The 23,134-nt window shown below is 68.6% G+C and carries 18 protein-coding genes and 1 tRNA gene; 15 read left to right on the plus strand and 4 right to left on the minus strand.

Translation table 11 applies throughout. From position 1 onward, the window contains the following. Window positions 1–65: 65 nt before the first annotated feature. On the minus strand, window positions 66–1,283 hold the full coding sequence (gene rnd, locus ETO60_RS05850; RefSeq protein WP_130003678.1) for a ribonuclease D: 1,218 nt from the start codon (window positions 1,281–1,283) through the stop codon (window positions 66–68). A gap of 171 nt (window positions 1,284–1,454) precedes the next feature. Between rnd and aspS the strand changes: the two genes are divergently transcribed. Further along, complete coding sequence (gene aspS / locus ETO60_RS05855; RefSeq protein ID WP_130003680.1) at window positions 1,455–3,263, plus strand: aspartate--tRNA ligase; 1,809 nt, start codon at window positions 1,455–1,457, stop codon at window positions 3,261–3,263. Between the two features lie 54 nt (window positions 3,264–3,317). On the opposite strand, the gene ETO60_RS05860 is transcribed toward aspS, so the two are convergent. Then, entirely contained in the window at window positions 3,318–3,752 is a 435-nt protein-coding gene (locus ETO60_RS05860; protein ID WP_130003682.1) for a PA2169 family four-helix-bundle protein, read from the minus strand. A gap of 139 nt (window positions 3,753–3,891) precedes the next feature. On the opposite strand from ETO60_RS05860, the gene ETO60_RS05865 reads away from it, so the two are divergent. The 5 genes from ETO60_RS05865 (at window position 3,892) to ETO60_RS05885 (ending at window position 7,142) form a co-directional block, all read left to right on the plus strand. After that, window positions 3,892–4,128, plus strand: a complete 237-nt coding sequence (locus ETO60_RS05865) for an acyl carrier protein (protein WP_130003684.1) — start codon at window positions 3,892–3,894, stop codon at window positions 4,126–4,128. Window positions 4,129–4,258: 130 nt separating this feature from the next. Continuing rightward, the gene (gene fabF, locus ETO60_RS05870) at window positions 4,259–5,518 is read left to right on the plus strand and encodes a beta-ketoacyl-ACP synthase II (protein WP_130004589.1); all 1,260 of its coding nucleotides are present in this window, start codon (window positions 4,259–4,261) and stop codon (window positions 5,516–5,518) included. Between the two features lies 1 nt (window position 5,519). Beyond that, window positions 5,520–6,488: an endolytic transglycosylase MltG gene (gene mltG, locus ETO60_RS05875; protein ID WP_130003686.1), complete on the plus strand. Its 969-nt coding sequence runs from the start codon at window positions 5,520–5,522 to the stop codon at window positions 6,486–6,488. Further along, window positions 6,488–7,027, plus strand: coding sequence for a 2'-5' RNA ligase family protein (locus ETO60_RS05880; RefSeq protein WP_130003688.1), 540 nt, complete (start codon window positions 6,488–6,490; stop codon window positions 7,025–7,027). Before mltG ends, ETO60_RS05880 begins: the two co-directional genes overlap by 1 nt. 38 nt (window positions 7,028–7,065) lie before the next feature. Continuing rightward, window positions 7,066–7,142 (plus strand) — tRNA-Met (locus tag ETO60_RS05885). A gap of 34 nt (window positions 7,143–7,176) precedes the next feature. Here the strand turns inward: ETO60_RS05885 and ETO60_RS05890 are convergent. Then, window positions 7,177–7,575, minus strand: a complete 399-nt coding sequence (locus tag ETO60_RS05890) for a metallopeptidase family protein (RefSeq protein WP_130003690.1) — start codon at window positions 7,573–7,575, stop codon at window positions 7,177–7,179. A gap of 102 nt (window positions 7,576–7,677) precedes the next feature. Here ETO60_RS05890 and ETO60_RS05895 point away from each other — a divergent pair, with 102 nt between their 5' ends. Together ETO60_RS05895 and folE are read left to right on the plus strand one after the other, a co-directional pair. Further along, on the plus strand, window positions 7,678–9,216 hold the full coding sequence (locus ETO60_RS05895; RefSeq protein WP_130003692.1) for a phospholipase D-like domain-containing protein: 1,539 nt from the start codon (window positions 7,678–7,680) through the stop codon (window positions 9,214–9,216). Next, the gene (gene folE, locus ETO60_RS05900) at window positions 9,213–9,821 is read left to right on the plus strand and encodes a GTP cyclohydrolase I FolE (protein WP_130003694.1); all 609 of its coding nucleotides are present in this window, start codon (window positions 9,213–9,215) and stop codon (window positions 9,819–9,821) included. Before ETO60_RS05895 ends, folE begins: the two co-directional genes overlap by 4 nt. Window positions 9,822–9,918: 97 nt before the next feature. Here folE and ETO60_RS05905 read toward each other — a convergent pair whose 3' ends face one another. Continuing rightward, window positions 9,919–10,398 carry a peroxiredoxin gene (locus tag ETO60_RS05905; RefSeq protein WP_130003696.1) on the minus strand — a complete coding sequence of 160 codons (480 nt, stop codon included), beginning with the start codon at window positions 10,396–10,398 and terminating at the stop codon, window positions 9,919–9,921. Window positions 10,399–10,610: 212 nt separating this feature from the next. Between ETO60_RS05905 and ahcY the strand changes: the two genes are divergently transcribed. The 7 genes from ahcY to addA all read left to right on the plus strand — a co-directional run bounded on the left by ahcY (window position 10,611) and on the right by addA (window position 23,121). Beyond that, complete coding sequence (gene ahcY, locus ETO60_RS05910; protein ID WP_234026356.1) at window positions 10,611–12,020, plus strand: adenosylhomocysteinase; 1,410 nt, start codon at window positions 10,611–10,613, stop codon at window positions 12,018–12,020. A 94-nt stretch (window positions 12,021–12,114) separates the two neighbouring features. After that, the gene (locus ETO60_RS05915; RefSeq protein ID WP_130004593.1) at window positions 12,115–14,454 is read left to right on the plus strand and encodes a sensor histidine kinase; all 2,340 of its coding nucleotides are present in this window, start codon (window positions 12,115–12,117) and stop codon (window positions 14,452–14,454) included. Continuing rightward, on the plus strand, window positions 14,451–14,915 hold the full coding sequence (gene tsaE / locus ETO60_RS05920; protein ID WP_130003698.1) for a tRNA (adenosine(37)-N6)-threonylcarbamoyltransferase complex ATPase subunit type 1 TsaE: 465 nt from the start codon (window positions 14,451–14,453) through the stop codon (window positions 14,913–14,915). Before ETO60_RS05915 ends, tsaE begins: the two co-directional genes overlap by 4 nt. Beyond that, complete coding sequence (locus tag ETO60_RS05925; RefSeq protein ID WP_390612598.1) at window positions 14,912–15,874, plus strand: aminoglycoside phosphotransferase family protein; 963 nt, start codon at window positions 14,912–14,914, stop codon at window positions 15,872–15,874. The genes tsaE and ETO60_RS05925 overlap by 4 nt, the downstream gene beginning before the upstream one ends. Window positions 15,875–15,879: 5 nt before the next feature. Beyond that, window positions 15,880–16,602: a nucleotidyltransferase family protein gene (locus ETO60_RS05930; protein ID WP_130003700.1), complete on the plus strand. Its 723-nt coding sequence runs from the start codon at window positions 15,880–15,882 to the stop codon at window positions 16,600–16,602. After that, complete coding sequence (gene addB / locus ETO60_RS05935) at window positions 16,595–19,627, plus strand: double-strand break repair protein AddB (RefSeq protein ID WP_130003702.1); 3,033 nt, start codon at window positions 16,595–16,597, stop codon at window positions 19,625–19,627. The genes ETO60_RS05930 and addB overlap by 8 nt, the downstream gene beginning before the upstream one ends. Beyond that, window positions 19,624–23,121 (plus strand): double-strand break repair helicase AddA, encoded by a 3,498-nt coding sequence (gene addA / locus ETO60_RS05940; protein ID WP_130003705.1) that lies wholly within the window; start codon window positions 19,624–19,626, stop codon window positions 23,119–23,121. Before addB ends, addA begins: the two co-directional genes overlap by 4 nt. Window positions 23,122–23,134 lie beyond the last annotated feature (13 nt).

Consider the following 23,134-nt stretch of genomic DNA (forward strand, 5'->3'; position numbering starts at 1 on the left):
CGGCGGAACCTGTCGCGCTCCCGTTCTCCGCGTGTGGATGGTGCCGGGTGGCGGAGTGACGGGTGTCACGTCGCCATCCGTTCCGCCGGCGCCGCCGGGGCCATTTCGATCGGCTCCTCGGCCGGGAGACGGGTCATGACCAGCCTGCCATCCCGCACCGCGAAGGCCATCTGCCCCTCGACCAGCGCCAGAGCGTCCTGGCCGAACACGTCGCGCCGCCAGCCTTCCAGCAGGGCAAGATCGCGCTGCCCCGCGGCAAGCGCCTCCAGCTCTTCGGTGCGGGCCAGCAGCCGGGCGGCGACATCGAGTTCCCGCGCGCGGATCTTGAGCAGCAGCTTGAGAAGGTCCGCGACGAGGGATCCTTCGCGCCCCAGCGCCACGCCGCGCCTGTCGCGTTCGCCAAGCTCCTCGCGCGACAGCGGCCGGGCCTGCTCCAGTGCGGCCATGAGGCGGCGGCCGATCTCGTTGTCGCGCCAGGCGGCCGACAGGCCGCGGACCTTGGCAAGATCGGCCTGGCTGGCCGGCGGATTGCCCGCCAGCTCGGCCAGCGTCTCGTCCCGCATGATCCGGCCGCGGGGTATGTTCTTGTCCTGCGCCTCCCGTTCCCGCCAAGCGGCCATGGCCTTCATCCGCCCCAGTGCGGCGGCGTTGCGGCTCGGCGGGCGGATCCGTTTCCACACCTCGTCGGGGTCGGTGCGGTAGTTGGCCGGGTCGGCAAGCTTTTCCATCTCGGCGTCGAGCCACACGCCGCGGCCGGTCTTGCGCAGCTTGCGCAGGAGACGCGGGAAGATCGCGGCGAGATGCGTGACGTCACCGATCGCGTAGTCGATCTGCCGCTCGGTCAGCGGGCGGCGGCTCCAGTCGGTGAAGCGCGCGCCCTTGTCCACCGATTTGCCCAGCCAGCATTCCACGAGGTTGGCATAGCCGATCTGCTCGGACTGGCTCACCGCCATCATCGCGATCTGGGTGTCGAAGATGGGATGGGGGGTCCGGCCCGTCAGGTTGTAGATGATCTCCACATCCTGTCCGCCGGCATGAAAGACCTTCAGCACGTCCTCGTTGTCCGTCAGCAGGGCGAGCAGAGGCGCGAGGTCGATGCCCGGGGCCAGCGGGTCGATGGCGGCGGCTTCCTCGGCATTGCCGATCTGGACGAGGCACAGCTCGGGCCAGTAGGTGTTCTCCCGCATGAACTCGGTGTCCACGCAGACGAAATCGCCCTTGGCGAGGCGGGCGCAGAGCGCGTCGAGGGTGGCAGTGTCCGTGATCAGCGGGTGTATGTGCATGGCTGCCCCTTAACGCGCGCCATCCGTCTTGACAAAGCACCCGGTGCCAAAGAAGCGCGCCGGACGCGTTTATCAACATCGCCTGCCACCCCGTCCGCTCCTGCCGCGCGCTGCAGGCCGGGCGCGGATCGCCCGAAATGCCGGGCGGGCGAGACAGGACTGGACCATCGCATGCACCCTTACCGCACCCACACCTGCGCCCAGCTCCGTCCGGAGGATGCGGGCGCGACCGTCCGGCTGTCCGGCTGGCTGCATCGCCGGCGCGATCACGGGGGCGTGTTGTTCGTGGACCTGCGCGACCACTACGGCATCACGCAGATCGTCGCCGACGCAGACTCGCCCGCGCTGGAAGTGCTGGAACGGCTGCGTCCGGAAAGCGTGATCACGGTCGAAGGCGAGGTGAAGCCGCGCGATCCGGCAGCCATCAACCCGGCGCTGCCGACCGGGGGCATCGAGGTGTTCGCCCGCGCCGTCACGGTGCAGAGCGAAGCGGCGGAGCTGCCCCTGCCGGTGGCCGGAGACCAGGAATATCCGGAAGAGACACGCCTGCGCTACCGGTTCGTGGACCTTCGCCGCGAGCGGGTCCACGCGAACATCATGCTGCGCAGCCAGGTGATCGCATCGATCCGCCGCCGGATGATCGCGCAGGGTTTCACGGAGTTTCAGACACCGATCCTCGGCGCCTCCAGCCCGGAGGGCGCACGCGACTACCTGGTGCCGAGCCGGCTTCATCCGGGGCGCTTCTATGCGCTGCCGCAGGCGCCGCAGATGTTCAAGCAGCTGCTCATGGTGGCGGGGTTCGACCGCTATTTCCAGATTGCCCCGTGCTTCCGTGACGAAGACCTGCGCGCCGACCGCAGCCCGGAATTCTACCAGCTCGATTTCGAGATGAGCTTCGTGACCCAGGAAGACGTGTTCCAGACCATCGAGCCGGTGCTGGCGGGCGTGTTCGAGGAGTTCGCCGGCGGCAGGACGGTCACGCCGGCCGGTGCCTTTCCCCGCATTCCTTACGCCGAGGCGATGCTGAAATACGGCACCGACAAGCCGGACCTTCGCAATCCGCTGCTCATCAGCGACGTGACCGACCATTTCCGGCAGAGCGGGTTCGGCCTGTTCGAGAAGATCGCGGCGGCCGGCGGCGTCGTGCGCGCCATTCCTGCGCCCGCCACGCAGGAGAAGAGCCGCAAGTTCTTCGACGACTTGAACGACTGGGCGCGGCGGGAAGGATATGCGGGGCTGGGCTATGTCACCCGCAAGGGTGGCGAATTCGGCGGCCCCATTGCCAAGAACCACGGCGCCGAGGGGATGGCGCGACTTTACGCCGAGCTGGGGCTGGGCGACAACGATGGCCTGTTCTTCGCCGCGGGCAAGGAGAAGGAGGCGGCCAAGCTCGCAGGCGCGGCGCGCACCCGCGTGGGCGAGGAACTGGGCCTGATCGAGGAGGGCTGTTTCAGGTTCTGCTGGATCGTGGACTTCCCCATGTTCGAGTACGACGAGGACGCGAAGAAGATCGAGTTCAGCCACAACCCGTTCTCGATGCCGCAGGGTGAACTCGAGGCGCTGGAAACGCAGGATCCGCTGACGATCAAGGCGTGGCAGTACGACATCGTCTGCAACGGCTACGAGCTGTCGTCCGGCGCCATCCGCAACCACCGGCCGGAAATCATGTACAAGGCCTTCGAGATTGCCGGCTACTCGCGCGAGGACGTGGACGCGAATTTTTCCGGCATGATCGAGGCGTTCAAGCTTGGCGCGCCGCCCCATGGGGGTTCGGCACCGGGGATCGACCGCATCGTCATGCTGCTGGCCGACGAGCCCAACATCCGCGAGGTGATCGCATTTCCGCTCAACCAGCGGGCCCAGGACCTGATGATGGGGGCGCCTTCGCTGCCATCGGACAAGCAGCTGCGCGAAGTGCACATCCGCACGATCACGCCGGCGGCGGGTAGCGCGTCCGTCCGCTCCGGCGACGCGACCTGAGCGCGGCGGGAAAGCGGGGCAGGGACCGCGAAAGGTCCGTGCCCCGATGCCCCGTCAGCCGTGCTGCCGCTCGATCCGGTCGCCGAACCGCTCGCCCTCCTGGATCTCGGCGAAGCAGCGCTCGATCACGGACCGCTCCTGCGGGTCGAGGTCGTCCTGTTCCAGCGCGGCGCGGAACTTCTTGGCGAGATACCCCTCGCCCTCTTCGACCCGTTCCGCTGCGGCCGCGTCGCCGGACTCGAACAGGTCGGCGACCTTCAGCCAGGTGCGGTGCAGCTCACCCGTCAGCGTGCCCTTGGTCACCAGTTCGCTGCCCTGCTGCTGCAATGCCGCGTTCAACGCCTCCAGCGTCTGTTCACGCTTGGACAGCCGTTCCTGCAGGGCCGACCGCAGATCCGCGCTCTGCGCCTTCTCGATCGCCAGGCGATAGCCTTCGATGGAGTCGTAGACGGAGTCGGTCAGGGTCTTGAGTGTGGTGCTCGCGCTCATGTGTTCGATGCTTTCGGTTGTTGTGAACGGAAGGGAAAACGCGCAAACGGAAAGTTGTGCCCGGGGCTGCCCTCTTGCAAGGCGTGACGGCGGTGTTAAGGCGCACGCAAGCCACCACTCACGCTGCAAGAGGAACTGCATGAGCGACATTCAGGAACGCGTTCACAAGATCGTCATCGAACATCTGGGCGTCGAAGCCGACAAGGTTTCGCCCGATGCGAGCTTCATCGATGATCTTGGCGCCGACAGCCTCGACATCGTCGAGTTGGTGATGGCCTTCGAAGAGGAATTCGGCGTCGAAATCCCCGATGACGCTGCCGAGAAGATCGCGACCGTGGGCGATGCCACGCGCTATATCGAGGAACATCAGGGCTGATGCTGCCGGCGGGTGAAAGGTAGCCTAGGCTCACCTTCACCGCGCCAATGCGGGTCGATGACAGGCTCGGCCCGGTGACGGGCCGGGCCTGCTTGCGTCTGGCCGCCAAGACAGACTGCTGGAGGTGCTGATGCGACGTGTGGTGGTGACCGGATTGGGGCTTGTCTCGCCGCTTGGCGGGGATGTCGAGACCACCTGGGCCAACCTGCTGGCCGGCAAGAGCGGTGCCGGACCGATCACGCGCTTCGATGCCTCGACGCAGAAGTGCCGCATCGCCTGCGAGGTGAAGGACCGTGATCATCCCTGGGGCTTCGACCCCGACCGGCGGGTCGATCCAAAGGTGCAGCGGCAGGTCGACCGCTTCATCGTCTATGGCATCGACGCGGCCGGACAGGCGCTCGAGGATGCCGGCCTGACCGAGATGGACGCGGCTCTCAGGGAACGCACCGGCTGTTCCATCGGCTCGGGCATCGGCGGGCTGCCGGGCATAGAGAGCGAATCGATCGTGCTGCACGAGCGCGGTCCTGGCCGCGTGTCTCCGCATTTCGTCCACGGAAGGCTGATCAACCTCGTGTCGGGTCAGGTGTCGATCCGCTACGGGCTGATGGGGCCGAACCATGCGGTCGTCACGGCGTGCTCCACGGGCGCCCACTCGATCGGCGATGCGGCGCGGATGATCCGCGACGACGATGCCGACGTCATGCTGGCGGGCGGGTCCGAATCGACCATCAACCCGCTGGGTGTGGCCGGTTTCGCACAGGCGCGGGCGCTGAACAGCAGCTTCAACGACCGTCCGGAGGCGGCAAGCCGCCCGTATGATCGCGGCCGTGACGGCTTCGTCATGGGCGAGGGCGCCGGCGTGGTCGTGCTCGAGGAGTATGAGCACGCGCGCGCGCGCGGGGCGCGGATCTACGCGGAGGTCGTCGGCTACGGCCTGTCGGGCGATGCGTACCACGTCACCGCTCCGCACCCGGAAGGGCGGGGCGCGGAGCTGGCGATGCGGATGGCCTTGCGCAAGGCCGGTCTCGCACCGGCGGACATCGACTACATCAACGCGCATGGCACATCGACCATGGCCGACACGATCGAACTTGCGGCGGCCAAGCGGGTCTTCGGCGACGATCTTGGCGGAGCATCAATGTCGAGCACCAAGAGCGCGATCGGCCATCTGCTCGGAGGTGCGGGGGCGGTGGAAACCATCTTCTGCGTCCTGGCGATCCGGGATCAGGTCGTTCCGCCGACGCTGAACCTCGACGATCCCGACGAGGGGACCGAAGGGGTGGACCTCGTGCCGCACACCGCCCGTCGCCGCCCGGTGCGGGCAGCGCTGAACAACAGCTTCGGGTTCGGCGGCACCAACGCCTCGCTGATCGTGCGCCAGGTCGACTGACATGGCTCGCCGGCTCGCTCTGGCAGGCGTCGCCGGGGCGCTGGTCCTGCTAGCGGGGCTCCTTTGGCTGGTCGTCCCATGGTACGCCTCGGGTCCCGCCGAGAGCGACACGACCTTCACCGTGGCTGAAGGCGCGTCTCTCAGGACCGTCGCCGCGGCGCTGGCCGAGGCAGGGCTGATCTCGTCGGCTGACGGATTCGTCCTGCGGGCGCGGGTGCTCGGCGGGTCCGGTCACGTGCGCGCCGGGGAGTTCGCCTTGCCGGCCGGAGCAAGCCCGGCGACGATCCTCGATACGCTTCAGTCGGGCGCCGTGATCCGGCGCCTCGTGACCATCCCTGAAGGGATGCCCTCCGTCCTCGTGCACGAGCGGCTGATGGCCGAACCCCTGCTCACCGGCAGCATACCGGTGCCGGCGGAAGGATCGGTGCTGCCCGACTCCTACGCCTTCGAACGCGGGGAAACCCGGCAGGCGGTGCTTGCGCGCATGCAGCGGGCGATGCAGGCCGCGCTCTCCGAGGAGTGGGAGCGGCGCAGCGCCCGCGCCGTTGTCTCGACCCCCGCCGAAGCCGTCATCCTCGCTTCGGTCGTCGAGAAGGAGACCGGCCTTGCCAGCGAACGTCCGATGATCGCCGGAGCGCTGTCGAACCGGCTGCGCACGGGCATGCGCCTCGATGCCGACGCCACGACCATCTATCCGATCACCCGCGGACGGCCGCTCGGCCGGATGATCCGCCGCTCGGAGCTCGACGATCCCAACCCTTACAACACGCGCGCCATCGCCGGCCTGCCGGCCGGGCCGATCACCAATCCCGGCCGCGACGCCATCCGTGCCGTGCTGAACCCGGCGGACACGGATGCGCTGTTCTACGTCGCCGACGGCAGCGGCGGACATGTGTTCGCCAGGACGCTGTCCGAACACAATGCCAACGTCGCCCGCTGGCGCGAGATCAGGCGTCAGCGGGGCATCTGATGGGCGCGGGACATCCGTCCGGTGCCGAACCCCTCATCCTGACCACCATGCTCCCCGCCGATCTGCACGGGTGGGCTACCGACCTGCGCACCCGGCACTTCCCCGCCGAGCGCAATCACCTCAAGGCCCACGTCACCCTTTTCCATGCCTTGCCGCACTTCCTGGAGGCGGAGCTCATCACGCTGCTCGGGCGTCTTGCGGCGGAGCAGGCGCCGGTCGCGGCCCGCCTCGAGGGCATCATGTCCCTTGGTCGGGGGACGGCCCTGCAGCTCGCCAGCCCCGCCATGCTGGCTCTGCGCGACCGCATCGCCGCGCATCTTCACGGCAGCCTCACGGCCCAGGATCAGCATCGCCCGCGTCTTCACGTGACGGTGCAGAACAAGGTGTCTCCCGAGGACGCCAAGGCTCTCCAGCGGCAGCTTGCCGCGCAGGTGCGGCCGCGCAGCTTCGCCTTTCCCGGCCTCTCGCTGCACCGCTACCGCGGCGGTCCATGGGATCATGTGCGCGACTTCCGTTTTCGCGGGACACAGCGCGGTTGACCCGCGCCACGGCATTTCCTAGGTGCGGGTCGCACCGGGGCGGAGTAGCTCAGCCGGTTAGAGCAGCGGAATCATAATCCGCGTGTCGGGGGTTCGAGTCCCTCCTCCGCTACCATTACCCGCGAAGGCCCGGCTGGCCGCCGGGGACTTCAGCCTTCCTCCTCCAGCAGGTGCATGTCGTCATCGGAGAAGCCGAAATGATGGCCCGCCTCGTGGATGGTCACGTGACGGATGAGATCGTCGAGATCGACGCCGGTCTCCTGCTGCTCGAGCAGCATGGGCTGCCGGAACAGCGAAATGCGCGGCGGGAGGTCGCCGGACGCCCAGATCGACTGATCGGGCAGGGGGCGCCCCTCGTACAGGCCTGACAGATCCCACGGATCGTCCAGCCCGACCGACGCCAGTTGCTCGGCGGTGGCGAACTCCTCCACCTCCAGCACCACCTGCGCCAGCGGAGCGCGGAACGGCTGCGGCAATCCGGCCAGCACGGCCTGCGCACGCCGCATGAAGTAAACGGCGTCGGGTCCGTGCAGCAGGTCCTTGATCATGCGGCCGATATCGGCAGCGCGTCGGCGCCCCGCAAGAGCGATGCGACACGGAGGTGGACGCGGCGGGCGCGTTGCGCCACAGCACGGCCGAGGGGAGTGTCGATGACACAGGACATCAACGCCGCGCCCGGACGCGGCGCCGGCGACAGCGTCGAACCGGGGATCTGGCGCTTTGCCGTGGCCGAGCGCGCGAGTGTCGTCATCGATGCGGCCGATTATTTCGCCCACATGCAGCAGGCCATGCTTGCCGCCAGGCGCCGCATCTTCCTCATCGGCTGGGACTTCGATCCCCGCATTCATCTCACGCGCGGGCGGCGCTGGTTCCAGAAGGGGCTGCGCCGGACCTATCCTTCGCGCTTGGGCAGCTTCTTCGTCTGGCTCGTGCGCAAGAGCAGGACGCTTGAAATCCGCATCCTCAAATGGAACGTCAGCGGCCTGTTCCTCGCCGCCAAGCCGCAGCTGTGGCCGGATCTCCTGCGCTGGTGGCCGCACCGGCGGATCGATTTCAAGTTCGACAGCGCACACCCTCTCGGGTGCAGCCACCACCAGAAGATCGTGGTCCTTGACGACCGTCTGGCTGCCTGCGGCGGCATCGACATGACGGTGAAGCGGTGGGACGACCGCGAACATCGCACCAGGTCCGCGCGCCGGAGACTGCCGGGCGGGAAACCCTACGGCCCGTGGCATGACATCACCATGATGCTCGAAGGCGAGGTGGCGCAGACCCTGGCTCATCTTGGGCACACCCGCTGGGAGCGGGCGGCAGGCAGCCGTCTGCCGCGGATCGAGCCGCGCGAGGACAGCCTCTGGCCCGAGGACCTGCCGGTTCACTTCCGCAACGTCGAGGTCGGCATCAGCCGGACGCAGGCGTGCTTCCGCGACTGGCCGCAGGTGAGCGAGATCGAAACGCTGTTCAAGGCGCACATCGCCCGCGCCCGCCGGTTCATCTACGCCGAGAGCCAGTATTTCGCCTCGCGGGCCGTGGCCGAAGCGATCATCGCGCGTCTCCAGCAGCCCGAGGCGCCGGAAATCGTCATCGTGCATCCGCCGCATGCGGATGGATGGCTGGAGCAGCAGGCGATGGATCATGCCCGCGCCGAGCTGGTGCGCCTCATCGAGGCGGCCGACCATGCCGGGCGATTCTCTCTGTGGATGCCGTTCACCGACGACACCGCCATCTACGTCCATGCCAAGCTGATGATCGTCGACGACGAGGTGATCCGCATCGGGTCGGCGAACATGAACAACCGCTCGCTGGGGCTGGACAGCGAGTGCGATCTCAGCATCGACTGCGCCCGTCCGGCCAATCGCGGCTGCGGAGAGATGATCGGGGCCATCCGCCGCTCGCTGCTGGCCGAGCATTGCGATGTGCCGGAAAGCGAGGTGGCGGCGCAGCTCGAAAAGGCCGGCAGCATGCGCGCCTTCATCGAGGATGCGGCACGGCGGGAGGGTGCGCGGCGCACGCTGAGACGCTATGTGCCACCCGAACTCAACGCCGTTCAGGCAAAGCTTGCGGAGTCGGCCGTGCTCGACCCCGAGCGGCCGGAACTGATGTTCGAGCCTTACGCGCAAGGAGGGCTGTTCCGGACCGGGAGCCGGCTTGACCGCCTGCGCAAGCGATTGAGAAGGAAAGCCGCATGAGCAGTCTCGTTGGACCTGACGAGGACCGGGCCGATGGCAAGCCTCCGGTCCCTGCCGAAGTGGCGGAGGCCGTGCGGACCCTGATCCGCTGGGCCGGCGATGACCCCTCGCGCGAGGGGTTGCGCGACACGCCGCAGCGGGTGGCACGCGCCTGGAAGGAATACTGCCAGGGCTATGCCGAGGATCCCTCGATCCACCTGTCACGCGTGTTCGAGGAAGTCGGCGGCTACGACGAGATCGTGCTGCTTCGCGACATCCCGTTCCAGTCGCACTGCGAACACCACATGGCTCCCATCATCGGCAAGGCGGCGATCGCCTATCTGCCGCGCGACCGGGTGGTGGGCATCAGCAAGCTTGCCCGCGTGCTGCATGGCTATGCCCGGCGTCTCCAAGTGCAGGAGCGGCTGACGGCGGAGGTCGCCCGATGCGTGTGGGATCACCTGCGGCCGCACGGCGTGGCGGTCGTCATCGAGGCGAGCCACGCCTGCATGACCGCGCGCGGCGTCCGGACGCCGGGTGTCCAGATGGTGACCAGCAAGCTGCTTGGTTCGTTCCTCGAGGACGAGCGCAGCCGCAAGGAAGTGCTGAGCCTGATGGGCTACTGACGTCCGTGCGGGCCGCCGCGATGCCGGTGCGGCATCGCCGGGTAGCTGGGTCGGTCAGCGACGCGCGCGGGTTGCCGGCGGAAGGTGTCCGGCACCTTCAGAGCTGGCCGAGCAGATGCTCCGCGCTCGACACCAAAAAATCGCCCGGCTGCTCGACGTTGAGGTGGGTGATCACCCCGTCCTTCACCAGCATGGAGAAGCGCTGTCCACGCTGACCCATGCCGAAGGCCGACCCGTCCATCGTCAGTCCGAGCGCCTTGGCGAACTCGCCGTTCCCGTCGCTCAGCATGGTGATGCCGTCGGCGCCGTTCTCCTTCTGCCAGGCGGAAAGGACGAAGGCATCGTTGACCGCCGTGCAGGCGATCTCGTCCACACCCTTCGCCCGCAGCGCGTCCGCATGCTCGACAAAGCCGGGGAGGTGCTTGGCGGAGCAGGTGGGCGTGTAGGCACCGGGCACGGAGAACAGCGCCACGGTCCGGCCGGCGAAGTATTCGCGCGCGTTGACCTTCTCCGGTCCCGATCCGGTCACCTTGACGAGTTGCACGTCGGGGATCGTGTCGCCTGTCGTGATGGTCATCGCTGCACTGTCCTTTCGCTCTGCGCCCGCGAAGGGGCAACCGGGTCATAGCCAAGCAGGGAGCCGACACAAGCCCGCGCGTTCGGTTGCTCTTGGCGGCGGCAGACGCTAAGTGCCCGCGCGAACCCTCTCCGGCTCCCGTGGCCGGGTTTCCTCCGATGCCGTGCTTCCGGCGCCCGGCCGCAAGACCGGCTTTCCCGAAAGGATCCTTCGTGCCGCATACGTCCGATTTCGTCGTCAAGGACATCACCCTCGCGGATTTCGGCCGTGACGAGATCGCCATTGCCGAGACCGAGATGCCGGGTCTCATGGCGCTGCGCGAGGAGTATGGCGAAAGCCAGCCGCTCAAGGGCGCGCGCATCACCGGCAGCCTGCACATGACCATCCAGACCGCGGTGCTGATCGAGACGCTGGTGGCGCTGGGCGCGGAGGTTCGTTGGGCCACGTGCAACATCTTCTCGACGCAGGACCACGCCGCTGCGGCCATTGCCGCGCGGGGGATCCCGGTGTTCGCGGTCAAGGGCGAGAGCCTGGCCGACTACTGGGACTATGTGGGCCGGATCTTCGACTGGTCCACCGCCGATGACGCCGAGAGGACGGCCAATCTCATCCTCGACGATGGCGGCGATGCCACCATGTTCGCCCTGTGGGGAGCGCGGCTCGAAGCAGGGGAGAGCCTGCCCGAGCCGGGCAACGCCGAGGAGGTCGAATTCCAGCGCGCGCTCAAGGCCTTCGTGGCGGAGCGGCCGGGCTATCTCACCCGTTCGGTCAGGAACATCCGCGGGGTTTCGGAAGAGACCACCACCGGCGTGATGCGGCTGTATCAGATCGCAAAGCAGGGCAAGCTTCCGTTCCCGGCGATCAACGTCAACGACAGCGTGACCAAGTCCAAGTTCGACAACCTCTACGGCTGCAAGGAGTCGCTGGTCGACGCGATCCGGCGCGCGACGGACGTGATGCTGGCGGGCAAGGTTGCATGCGTCGCCGGCTACGGCGATGTCGGCAAGGGATCAGCGGCGTCGCTGCGCAATGGCGGGGCGCGCGTGCTGGTGACCGAGATCGATCCCATCTGCGCGCTTCAGGCGGCGATGGACGGCTACGAGGTCGTCACCATGGACGATGCGGTGACCCGCGCCGACATCTTCGTCACCGCGACCGGCAACGAGGACGTGATCACGGCCGAGCACATGAAGGCGATGAAGCCCATGGCGATCGTGTGCAACATCGGCCACTTCGATAGCGAAATCCAGATTTCGGCCCTGTCGAATTACGAGTGGAAGGAGATCAAGGAGGGGACCGACCTCGTGACCTTCCCGGACGGCAAGGCGATCATCGTCCTCGCCAAGGGCCGGCTTGTCAATCTGGGGTGCGCGACGGGACACCCCAGCTTCGTCATGAGCGCCAGCTTCACCAATCAGGTGCTCGCCCAGATCGAGCTGTTCACCAAGGCCGACGCGTACCGGAACGAGGTCTATGTCCTGCCCAAGCACCTGGACGAGAAAGTTGCGGCGCTGCACCTCGACAAGCTCGGAGTCCGGCTGTCGCAGCTCACCCCGCGTCAGGCCGACTACATCGGTGTTCCGCAGCAAGGCCCGTTCAAGCCGGATCACTACCGCTACTGATCTTGCCGCACCCCGCCGCGGAGAAGGTGGCGGTCCGGCGCAGCCTGAGCGCTGCTCCCTTGCTCTTGGGCTGCGGCCGCAATAGCGCGGCATGATGGAGATGTCGGGCATCGGACTTGCCATGATCGGGCTGGTGCTCGGCGTATGGACGGCCGGTGCGGCGTGGTTCATGATCCGGGCCAACGGCAAGCTGCGGCAGGCCGAGGCCATGCAGGTGCTGGCGCGGCGCCTGTCCCGGCTGATCGACGACGCGCCCGCGATCCCCCTGCTTGTGCGGACGGATGGACGGATCGAGGCTCCCCACCGCCTTGCCGGCTGGCTCGGCCTCGAACGCGTGCCCGACTTTCTCAGCGAGCTTGCCGGCACCGGAGACGGCGGTCTGAGCGAGGCGCAGGTCGAGCAGCTTACCGCGCTGGTGCGCCGCACGCAGCGGACGGCGGCGCCGTTCCGGCTGTCGGTGACACCGCCGGGATCGCGGCGCACGCTTGCGCTGCGCGGCGCGCTGGCCGAGCCGGAGACGTCGCCGGGCGGCGCGGCGCTGATCTGGGTGTTCGACTTCACCGAAAGCAACGACGAGCTCATCCACCTTCGCCAGGAGGCGGAGCGCGCCCGCGATGACTTCGCCGCCCTCGTGGGCCTCATCGAAGCGGCGCCCATGCCGATGTGGTTCCGCGGACCGGACCTGCGCCTCCGCCTGGTCAACAGCGCCTATGTCGAAGCGGTCGATGCGCCCAACGCCGAGACCGTCGTGTCCGAGCAGATCGAGCTGGTCGAGGCCCACGGGGGGCGGGCCGCGGCGCAGGTCGCCGCCGAAGCGGCCGACATCGGCGCACCCATCGAGCGGGTCGTCACTGCGACCATGCGCGGCCAACGACGCACCCTGCGCGTCACCGACCTCCCGCTGATGCGGGAAGGCATTGCGGGCTATGCCGTCGACATCGAGGAGATGGAGGAGCAGGCGCGTCAGTTCCGCGCTTTCCGCAAGGCCCAGCGTCAGATGCTCGATCAGCTGTCGATCGGCGTGGCGCAGTTCGATTCGACGAGGCTGCTGCGCTTTGCCAACCAGCCGTTCCAACGGATCTTCGGTCTGCCGCCCGGCGTCGTGAACGACCGCACCGATTTCGATCAGGTGCTGTCCCTTGCCCGCGACCGCAGCCGCACGCCGGTGGTGCGCGACTTTCCGGCGTGGCGGCAGGAGCTGCGCGAATGGTTCGCGCTCGGGCAGGCGCATGAGGAGGCCTGGCCGCTCCCCGACAAGACGCATCTGCGCATCGTCGCGCAGCCGATGCCGGACGGCGGGCTGGTGATGATCGCCGAGGACCGCACCGAGCAGCTCGCCGTGTCCGCCATGCGCGACACCTTGCTGCGGACGCGGGCGGCGACCTTCGACAACCTGTTCGAAGCGATCGCGGTGTTCGCGCCGGACGGCCAGCTCGAGCAGTGGAACCGCTCCTTCGCCGGAACCTGGGGGCTGGAACAGGAGGCGCTGGACAAGCTCAAGACCGCCGAGGAACTGTTGCAGGCCATCGCCGTCAACCTGAAGGACAAGCGGCAGGCAAGCCTCGTCGGCACGGTCGTGCGGTCCGCCACTCTGGACCGGATCCAGCGCACCGGGCGGGTCGAACTGAAGGATGGCCGGACGCTGGAATATGCCGGCGTGCCCTTGCCCGACGGGAACGGCCTGCTCACGGTGCTGGATGTCACCGCGTCCCGCCGTGCCGAAGAAGCCCTGCGCGAGCGGACGCGCGCGCTCGAGGAAGCGGACGCGATGAAGACCCGGTTCCTGGCGAACATGTCCTACGAATTCCGCACGCCGCTCACATCCATCACCGGTTTCGCCGAACTGCTGCTCACCGGCGCGGGCGGCCGGCTGACCAAGCAGGCGCGCGAGTATGTCGAGGCGATCGCCCACGCCGTCGGACGGCTGACCGAGCAGGTGGAGAATGTCCTTCACCTGTCGCAGAGCGAGGCCGGACTGCTCCCGATCGCGCGCGAGCGGGTCGTGCTGCTGCCGTTTCTGACCGAGGTGGCGAGGGCGCGCGAAACCGACATCGACGCGGCCGGCATCAAGCTCGATCTGCGCGGCAGCGGCGAACTGGCCATCGACGGCGACGCGCAGCAGCTGCGGCGGGCGATGTCCCATCTGCTCGACAACGCCATCAAGGCTTCATCTCAGGGAGGGCGCATCGTGATCAGCATGGGGCAGCGGGACGGCATGGTGCGGATCGTGCTCGCCGACAACGGACGCGGCATGTCGCAGGGCGAACTGGAACAGGCGCTTGGCGGCATGGTGCCGGACGAGCAGCGCGGGCATCGCCGGCAGGGTCTGGGCATCCCGCTGGCGCGCCAGCTCATCGAGGCGCATGGCGGCACGCTGGAGATCGCCTCGCGGCCCGGCGCCGGCACCACGGTCACGGTGAAGCTGCCGGCATGACGGCGAACGACGCTGTGAGCGAATGGGCGCTTGCCGATCTCGAGGCGGTGGAGCACCTTGGCGGGCGCATCGCGGCCGTGCTGGAACCCGGTGACGTGGTGGCGCTTGAAGGGCCGCTTGGTGCGGGCAAGACGAGCCTTGCGCGGGCCATCCTGCGGGGTTGCGGATTTGCGGGCGAAGTGCCATCCCCGACTTTCACCATCATCGAACTCTACGAGCCGCCCCTGACCCGCCTTCCTGTTGTTCATGCCGATTTCTACCGGGTGTCGTCGCTGCGGGAGCGGGACGAGCTTGGCCTGACCGATTACCGGCGCGGCGCGGTGCTGCTGGCCGAATGGCCCGAAAAGATCGGCGGGTTTTCCGAAGACCCGCAGTGCCTTCGGATCGGCATTGCGTTCGCCGCAACCGGGCGGTGGGCCACGATCGAACGGGGGGATGCATGGCGCAACCGCATGCTGTGAGCGCGCTCGATCCGGTCATGGACGCCTTCCTCGCCGGGGCCGGGTGGGCGGATGCGGAGGCCGAGCCGCTGTCCGGCGATGCCTCGTTTCGTCGGTATTTCCGTGTACGCGGCGGGCAGGGCACCGCCATGCTCATGCACGCCCCGCCGCCGCAGGAGGACATCGCACCCTTCGTGCATGTCGGCACGTGGCTTTGCGCGCAGGGACTGCGCGCCCCGCGCATCCTTGCGCAGGATCCCCTGCACGGGTTCCTGTTGCTCGAGGATTTCGGCGACATCCGCCTCAAGGAGCATGTCGAGCAGGAAGGCCCGGATGCCGAGCGTGCCGCCTATGCGCAGGCCGTCGACACGCTGGTCAGGCTGCAGAACTGTGGCCCGGGGCCGTTTGCGTCCTACGACGGCGATGTTTTGATGCGCGAGGTCGACCTGTTTCTCGCCTGGTACTGCAGAAATGCACACCATCTCGACACCAGCGGCTGGACGGCGAGCTGGTCGCGTGTTCTGGAGCCAATCCTCGCACCGTCTGCCCACCGGGTGACGGTGCTGCGTGACTATCACGCGGAGAACATCATGGTTCTCCCGGACGGCTCTCAGGGCCTGATCGACTTCCAGGACGCGCTGGCGGGGCATCCCGCCTACGACCTCGTCTCGCTTCTCCAGGACGCGCGCCGCGACGTGGAGCCGGAGCTGGAGGAGGCGATGATCGCGCGCTTCATGGACGCGACCGGACAGGACGACGGTTTCCGCGCCGCCTATGCCGTGCTGGGGGCGCAGCGCAACGCCAAGATCATCGGCATCTTCTCGCGTCTGGCGCGTCGCGACGCAAAGCCGCGCTACCTCGATCTCATCCCGCGCGTCGGTGCGCTCCTCGCCAGGGATCTTGCCCATCCGGCGCTGGAGCCTGTGGCGGAGTGGATGGCACGCAACCTCGATGCCGCGTTTCCGACCGGCGGAGCGTGAGGCGCATGACGACGCACCGCCTGGCGAGCGACACGGCCATGGTCATGGCGGCAGGTCTGGGCAAGCGGATGCGGCCGCTCACGGCAACCCAGCCCAAGCCGCTCGTCCGGGTTGCCGGCAAGCCGTTGATCGACCATTGCCTTGACCGTCTCCACGACGCGGGCATCCGGCGGGCCGTGGTGAATGTCCACTACCTTGCCGATGTGCTCGAGGCGCATCTGCGCACGCGCGCCGCCCCCGCGATCACCATCTCGGACGAGCGCGCCTGCCTGCTCGAAACCGGAGGTGGCATGGTCCATGCGCAGCCGCACCTGCCTGATCCGTTCTTCTGCGTGAACTCGGACAATCTGTGGCTGGACGGGCCGCGATCGGCGCTCGAGGAGCTGTCGGCGCGCTGGGATCCGGCTGCGATGGACGCGCTGCTGCTGCTGGTCAACCACGGGCTGGCGGGGCAGTATCGCGGCGCGGGAGATTTCGCGATGGACGGCGCCGGACGCCTCAGCCGGCGGCGTCCGGGCCGCGTCGCGCCCTTCATCTACACCGGCATCCAGCTTGTCTCGCACCGCTTGCTGAGGGAACCGCCGGGAGCGGTGTTCTCGACCAACATGCTGTGGGACCGCGCCTTGTCCGAGGGACGACTCTTCGGTCTCGCCTTCACGGGTCTCTGGAGCGAGGTGGGCACACCTCAGGCCGTCGCGAGCGCCGAAACGATGCTGGTGCATGGCTGACCGGCGGTCACCGGCCGTCTTCTCGATCGCGGCGCACCGCGGCTTTGCCGACGCCTTGGTGGCGGGACTCGTGCCGCGCTATGCCGATCCTCACCTTGGCCTTGCCAGGCTGACGCTGCTGCTGCCGAACCAGCGTGCCCGCCGGACTCTTACCGAAGCGTTCGTCCGCCACTCGGAGGGGGCGGGGCGCACTGCCCTGCTGCTCCCGCGGATGGCCGTCGTCGGCGATCTCGACCTTGACGAGACGCTCGGCGTGCTGCTCGACCCCCTTGCCGGCGGAACGATCCCGCCCGCGGTCCCGCCGATGCAGCGCTGGCTCGCGCTCGGCACGCTGCTGGAGGATGAACTCGGTCCGGGCACCTTGCCCGCTCCGGCCCGCATGCGTCTGGCGCGGCAGATCGGGGAGACGATGGACCGGCTGCTGGTCGAGGAAGTCGCGCCCGAAGACCTCACCGGGGAGCCGGTCCTCGCCCTGCTCGGGGATCTGGCCGGACATTGGCAGCAGTCCCTGCGCACCTTCGCCCGCGTTCAGCTGCGCTGGCTGGACCGGCTGAGGCGCGACGGGCTGGTCGACGCGGCCCAGCGGCGCAACCTGCTGTTCGACCGTATGGCGCGCGCGCTGCGGACGGACGAATTTGCCGGCCCGATCGTCGCGGCGGGCGTGACGAGCCCGGCGCCCGCGCTGGCCCGCATGCTGCGCGCGGTGGCCGATCTGCCTGACAGCGCCGTGGTGCTTCCCGACCTCGACCTTTTTCTGACCGATGACGCCTGGGACGAGCTGGGAGCAGCGGGTCGGCCGGCTGCGGACGGGGCGGAGGCATTCACCCGCGACGATGCGGTCACGCACCCGCAATATCACCTCAAGCTGCTGCTCAACCGGATGGGTGTCGCCCGCGGCGAGGTTCGCCCGTGGCATCGGCGGGGGCAGTCTGCCGCTCCGCCCGATCGCAGCCACGCGATCAGCGCCCTGTTCCTTCCTCCCCAGGCAAGCCGCGGCTGGGTGGATCTTCCGGCGGAACGCCGCCGGATGGCCGGGGTGAAGGTGGCCGAGCTGGCCACGCCGGAGGAGGAGGCACAGGCCATCGCCCTGCTGGTGAGAGAGGCGCTGGAGACGCCCACCACCCGCGTCGCCATCGTGACCCCGAGCCGCAGCATCGCGCGCCGGGTGGTGCAGCACCTCAGGCGCTGGAACATCGAGGCGGACGATTCCGCCGGACGGCCTTTGTCGCAGACGGCTGCCGGCCGGTTGCTGCTGCTGCTGGCGCAGGTTGCGGCGGAGGAGGCCGCCCCTGTCGCGTTGCTTGGTCTGCTCAAGCACCCGCTGGTGAACGGGGGAGGGGAACGGATCGCGTGGTTGGAGTCAGTTCGCGAACTCGATCTCGTCCTGCGCGGCCCGCGGCTGGCACCGGGTCTGGCAGCCCTGCGCGTGCGGATCGGCGCGATCAAGAAGGATGAAGTTCGAGCGCGGTTGCTTGCGTGGTGGGACACCGTTGAGCCGGCGCTCGCGCAGCTGTTCGCCTGCCTTCCCGACGGGCTGGCTCCGATGGACGCGCAGCTTGCCTGCATGGTTTCCGTCGCGCAGCAGCTGTGCGGGGCGGCGGTCTGGGCAAGGGAGGACGGTCGCGCCCTGGCGGCGTTTCTCGAGGAGCTGCAGCAGCACGCCTCACGCGAAGGCACGCAGGTCGCGCCCCGCGAGCTTGCCGCCGTGCTGCAGGATGCCATGGCGTGCGTCGCCGTCCGGCCGCCGCCCATCGGGCACAGCCGGGTGGCCATCTACGGCCTGATCGAAGCCCGCATGACGCGCGCGGATCTGATGATCGCGGCCGGCCTCAACGAAGGGACATGGCCGGGCAGGGCGGCGGTCGATGCGCTGCTTGCGCCCGCTGTCCTGCGCGCGCTGGCCGTGCCCGGAGCGGAGTACCGCATCGGCCTGGCGGCGCATGATTTCGCCGCTGCCCTCGGAGCGCCCCGGGTGGTGCTGACCCGCTCCCGGCGCGACAGCAGCGGTCCGGCGGTCCCCTCACGCTTCCTGCTGCGGCTGAAGGCGCTGCTCGGCAAGCAGATCGACGACCACATGCACGGGGAACTCGTCTCGTGGGTTGCCGCCATCGACAGCGCCGGCGGAGCCCGCGCGGCCGCTGCCCGGCCCCAGCCGCGCCCCGCGCGCCATCAGCGCGACGTATCCCTTGCCGTCACCGCCCTCGACCGGCTGCGCAGCGACCCCTACCAGTTCTATGCCTCGGCCATCCTGCGGCTGAAGAAGCTCGACGAAGTCGACGCACCGGCCTCGCCCGCCTGGCAGGGGCAGATCGCTCACCAAATCCTTGAACAGTGGCACAAGGCGCGGCGGGTAGGGACGGACACCACGCTCGAGAGCATCACCGCCGCTGCTCTTGCAGAGATGGGCGCTCACCCCGTCACCCGCGCCCTGTGGCGTCCGCGCCTGCTGGCCGCGCTGCGCTGGGTGGAGCGGGAGGTCACAGGCAACTGCGAGCGGGAGCCGGTCTGCTGGGAAGTGGACGGCAGCATGCGGGTCGAGGGAGTGCGGGTGCACGGACGCGCCGACCGGATCGACCGCTTCGCAGACGGCACGCTCGCCATCGTCGATTACAAGACCGGCCGCCCTCCCGCGACGAAGGCCGTGGAGCAGGGTTTCGCGCTTCAGCTGGGCACGCTCGGTCTCATTGCGCGTGCGGGCGGCTTTGACGGTGTGCGGGGCGAGCCGGTGGCGTTCGAATACTGGTCTCTGGCGCGCAACTCGAATAGCCCGACAGGATTTGGCGCGCGCGAAACGCCGCTGCGGGTGGCGGGGAAGCGCAGCGGGGTTGACCCGGACGCCTTCCTTCCGCGCACAGAGGCCTTCCTTCTTGACGCCATCCGCCGCTGGATCACCGGCGATGAGCCGTTTACGGCCCGCCTCAACCCGGACTATCCCGGCTTCGCCGATTACGATCACCTGATGCGGCTGGATGAATGGTTCGCCCTCTCCGGCAGTCCCGAACCCGCGGAGGTCGAGGGCGGATGAGCGGCAACCTGAAAGCGCTGGAGCCGGCGCAGCTGGCGGCGGTCGACCCCGTGGACAGCGTCTGGCTGTCCGCCTCGGCAGGAACGGGAAAGACGCAGGTTCTGGCGGCCCGCGTGCTGCGCCTGCTGCTTCGACCGGACACCCATCCCGCCGATCTTCTGTGCCTGACCTTCACCAAGGCCGGGGCGACCGAAATGGCGGTGCGCGTCAACGAGGTTCTGGCGCGCTGGGTCCGCTTGTCCCAGACCCAACTGGCGCGCGAGCTGCTGCTCATCGGAGCGGACGTCGATCCCGCCACGCTGAACCGCGCGCGGTCGCTGTTTGCGTCGGTGCTGGACGCACCGGGCGGCGGCCTGCGGATCGACACCATTCACGCCTTTGCCCAATATCTGCTCGGCAGCTTTCCTGAAGAAGCCGGTCTCACCGCCGGCGCGCGCGTCATGGACGACCGGGAACGCGCGCGCCTGCTTCAACAGGTGATGAGCGACATGCTGGTCGCGGCGGAGAACGGCGCGGACTCCGACCTCGTCGCCGCCGTCGAGAATCTGTCCTGCCGCCTCGGACCGTCCGGAGCGCAGAAGTGGCTGCTGGACTGTGCCGACGCCGCCGACATCTGGAGCGGTGCCGGTGCGTGGACCCCGCCCTTTCGCGAACGTGTCCTGCGGCTGCTCAAGCTTCCGCCGGATGCTGGTGCGGAGACGGCGGCACGCCTGTGCGCCGACGCGGCCTTTCCGGTCGACGCCATGCGCCGGGTCGCGGCACGTCTCGGCGGCGCGGGGGGCAAGAAGGCCCAGACGGGCGCTGCCTTCGCTCAGGACTGGCTGGACGCCGATGCGGCGGAACGGCTGGAGCGGCTGGGCGGCTTCCTGTCGACCCTGCTGCGCAAGGACGGAAAGCCGCTCATCTTCGGCAAGAACCTCACCGACGATGCGACCTTCACCAGCGATCTTGAGCAGATCTCCGCCGCGGTGGACGCGATCAAAGCACACCTGCATCTGGTCGAGGCGGCCGGCATCGTCGAAGAGGCGCTGCTGGCGGGTCGTCGCTTTGCCCTGCTGTGGCACGAGGCCAAGCAGCGCGACGGCCTGCTCGATTTCGACGACCAGATCAGGCGCGCGGCACGGCTGCTGACGAGCGAAACGGCGTCGCGCTGGATCCAGTACAAGCTGGACCGGCGCTTCGATCACATCCTGATCGACGAGGCACAGGACACCAACGCCGAACAGTGGAGCATCATCGGCGCGCTGATCGATGATTTCTTCGATGGGCTCGCCGCCCATGATGGCAAGGTGCGCACGATCTTCACCGTGGGCGACTACAAGCAGGCGATCTTCGGCTTCCAGGGCACCAGTCCGCGCAATTTCGAAGTCGCACGCCACCGGATCGACCGGGACATGGCCGAAGCCGCGGAAGCGGCCGCGGTGCTTCGCGGTGGCCCGGTTCCGCGCCGGCTGAAGGATGTCGACCTCGGACGCAGCTACCGGAGCACCGCGCCGATCCTGTCCTTCGTGGACGAGGTGATCGCCGCCATCGGGCACGAGCGGCTGGGTCTGAACGCGCCTCCGCCGCCGCATATCGGGGCAGAGGAGCCGGGCATGGTCACTCTCTGGCCTCCTGTTTCCGCCGCGCCGCGTGATGACGATGGCGAGCCGGACGTGAACGACGGCGGGGCGACGGAGGAACCGGACGGCCCGGAAGCCTGGCTCGGCCGTCACGACCGGATCTTCGCGGATGCCCTCGCGCGGCAGGTCGCCGCCTGGATGCGCGACGGCTTCGCCTTGGCGCGCGGCGGCACGGTTCGCAACGCGCGGCCCGGCGATGTCATGGTGTTGCTGCGCAAGCGCGCGGATTTGGCGGGACTGATCGTCGCGCGGCTGCACGCGCATGGCGTCCCGGTGGCCGGCGTCGATCGTCTGCGCCTTGGCAGCCCTCTCGCCGTCAAGGACCTGATCGCGGCTTTGTCCTTCGCGGTCCAGCCGCTGGACGACCTGAACCTCGCGGCCCTGCTGGTCTCGCCGCTCATGGAGTGGAGCCAGCAGGATCTCCTTGACCACGGCTACCGTGACGAGGGCGTGCCGCTCTGGACTCATCTGCGGCGCTCCGCGCATCCGCTGGTGGTTGACACCGTCAGCCGCTTGCAGGAACTGCTTGCCAGGGCGGACTTCCAGTCGCCGCTCGACCTGCTGCACTGGATCCTCGTCGGACCTTTTCAGAGCCGTGCCCGCCTGCTGGCCCGTCTCGGCCGAGAGGCGGAGGATCCCGTCGGAGAGCTGCTCAACGCCGCCGAGTCATACGCGGCAAGCCACATCGTCAGCCTGCAAGGCTTTCTCGACTGGTTCTCGGGCAGCACCGAGGAGCTGAAACGCGAGGCCGATGAAGGCGGAGACCGCGTGCGGGTGATGACGGTGCACGCGTCCAAGGGATTGCAGGCGCCGATTGTCATCCTCGCCGACGCGACGGTGATGCCGCGGCCGGACGAGAAGCTTGTTCTTTCCGAAAGGCTGCCGGGGTCGGACCGCGTGCTTGAGGTGCCAATCCCGAACCTGCCCTCCAGCCATGTCGTCGGACCACTCCTCGACGCAAGGCAGGCGGCTGAAGCGGTCGCGATGGAAGAACACTGGCGCCTGCTCTACGTCGCTCTGACCCGGGCCGAGGAAGCGCTGTTCATCGGCGGCGCGCTCGGCAAGCGGGCGCGCGGGCAGGTTCATCCGGACAGCTGGTATGGCCGGCTGCAGCCGCTGTTCCCGGATGACGCAGTCGACGATCCGATCTGGGGCGAACGCCGGGAGCGCGGCGAACCGGCGCCGAAGCCACCGGCGGACGGGCAGCCTGCGCCGCGCCGCGAGCGCCTGTCCCTGCCATCCTGGGCAGCCGTGCCGGTCGGCCCCGAGCCGCGGCCGCCGCGTCCGCTCGCGCCCTCGGCGCCGCAGGACGGGTCCGTTCCCGAGCCGCCATCGCCAGCCGCGGCGCGGACGGCCGCGCGGCGGGGAGTGCTGATCCACCGGCTGCTTGAACGATACGATCCGACGTCGCCGGAGCCTCCCGAAAGGCTGATGGCGAGGTGGCTCGAACGGCAGGCTGCCGATTTCGACGCTGATGAGCGCAGCGATGTCCTCGGGCATGTGCTGTCGGTCGTCGATCATCCGGCGCTGCGTGATGTGTTCGGACCAGAGGCGTTGGCGGAGGTGCCGTTTACGGCGCTGGTCGGCGACCGGGTCGTGAACGGGACCGTCGACCGTCTGCTGGTGCTTCCCGACAGGGTGAAGGTGGTCGACTTCAAGACCACGCGCTCGCCGCCCGCCACAGTGGAGGAGGTGCCCCTCGTCACCTTGCGGCAGATGGCCGCGTATGAGGCGGCCATGGAGCGAATCTATCCGGAACGGGCCGTGGAGACGGTGCTCGTCTACTCCCACGTGCCCATCGTGCTGCCGCTGCCCAGCCATGTGCTTCGGCCCCATCGCGCAGGTGACGCGCAGGAGCAGGCGGCCACCTGACGGCGAAGGGTGT

Origin of the sequence: Qipengyuania thermophila (genome assembly GCF_004153605.1) — a bacterium.
Lineage (GTDB): Bacteria > Pseudomonadota > Alphaproteobacteria > Sphingomonadales > Sphingomonadaceae > Qipengyuania_B > Qipengyuania_B thermophila.

Excerpts from the sequence above, each read along its gene's own strand:
- ETO60_RS05860 (WP_130003682.1), bottom strand. The coding sequence starts at position 3,752 with ATGAGCGCGAGCACCACACTCAAGACCCTGACCGACTCCGTCTACGAC.
- rnd (WP_130003678.1), bottom strand. The coding sequence starts at position 1,283 with ATGCACATACACCCGCTGATCACGGACACTGCCACCCTCGACGCGCTC.
- aspS (WP_130003680.1), top strand. The coding sequence starts at position 1,455 with ATGCACCCTTACCGCACCCACACCTGCGCCCAGCTCCGTCCGGAGGAT.
- ETO60_RS05905 (WP_130003696.1), bottom strand. The coding sequence starts at position 10,398 with ATGACCATCACGACAGGCGACACGATCCCCGACGTGCAACTCGTCAAG.
- ETO60_RS05890 (WP_130003690.1), bottom strand. The coding sequence starts at position 7,575 with ATGATCAAGGACCTGCTGCACGGACCCGACGCCGTTTACTTCATGCGG.
- addA (WP_130003705.1), top strand. The coding sequence starts at position 19,624 with ATGAGCGGCAACCTGAAAGCGCTGGAGCCGGCGCAGCTGGCGGCGGTC.
- ETO60_RS05880 (WP_130003688.1), top strand. The coding sequence starts at position 6,488 with ATGGGCGCGGGACATCCGTCCGGTGCCGAACCCCTCATCCTGACCACC.
- fabF (WP_130004589.1), top strand. The coding sequence starts at position 4,259 with ATGCGACGTGTGGTGGTGACCGGATTGGGGCTTGTCTCGCCGCTTGGC.
- ETO60_RS05915 (WP_130004593.1), top strand. The coding sequence starts at position 12,115 with ATGGAGATGTCGGGCATCGGACTTGCCATGATCGGGCTGGTGCTCGGC.
- tsaE (WP_130003698.1), top strand. The coding sequence starts at position 14,451 with ATGACGGCGAACGACGCTGTGAGCGAATGGGCGCTTGCCGATCTCGAG.
- mltG (WP_130003686.1), top strand. The coding sequence starts at position 5,520 with ATGGCTCGCCGGCTCGCTCTGGCAGGCGTCGCCGGGGCGCTGGTCCTG.
- ETO60_RS05865 (WP_130003684.1), top strand. The coding sequence starts at position 3,892 with ATGAGCGACATTCAGGAACGCGTTCACAAGATCGTCATCGAACATCTG.
- addB (WP_130003702.1), top strand. The coding sequence starts at position 16,595 with ATGGCTGACCGGCGGTCACCGGCCGTCTTCTCGATCGCGGCGCACCGC.
- ETO60_RS05930 (WP_130003700.1), top strand. The coding sequence starts at position 15,880 with ATGACGACGCACCGCCTGGCGAGCGACACGGCCATGGTCATGGCGGCA.
- folE (WP_130003694.1), top strand. The coding sequence starts at position 9,213 with ATGAGCAGTCTCGTTGGACCTGACGAGGACCGGGCCGATGGCAAGCCT.
- ETO60_RS05895 (WP_130003692.1), top strand. The coding sequence starts at position 7,678 with ATGACACAGGACATCAACGCCGCGCCCGGACGCGGCGCCGGCGACAGC.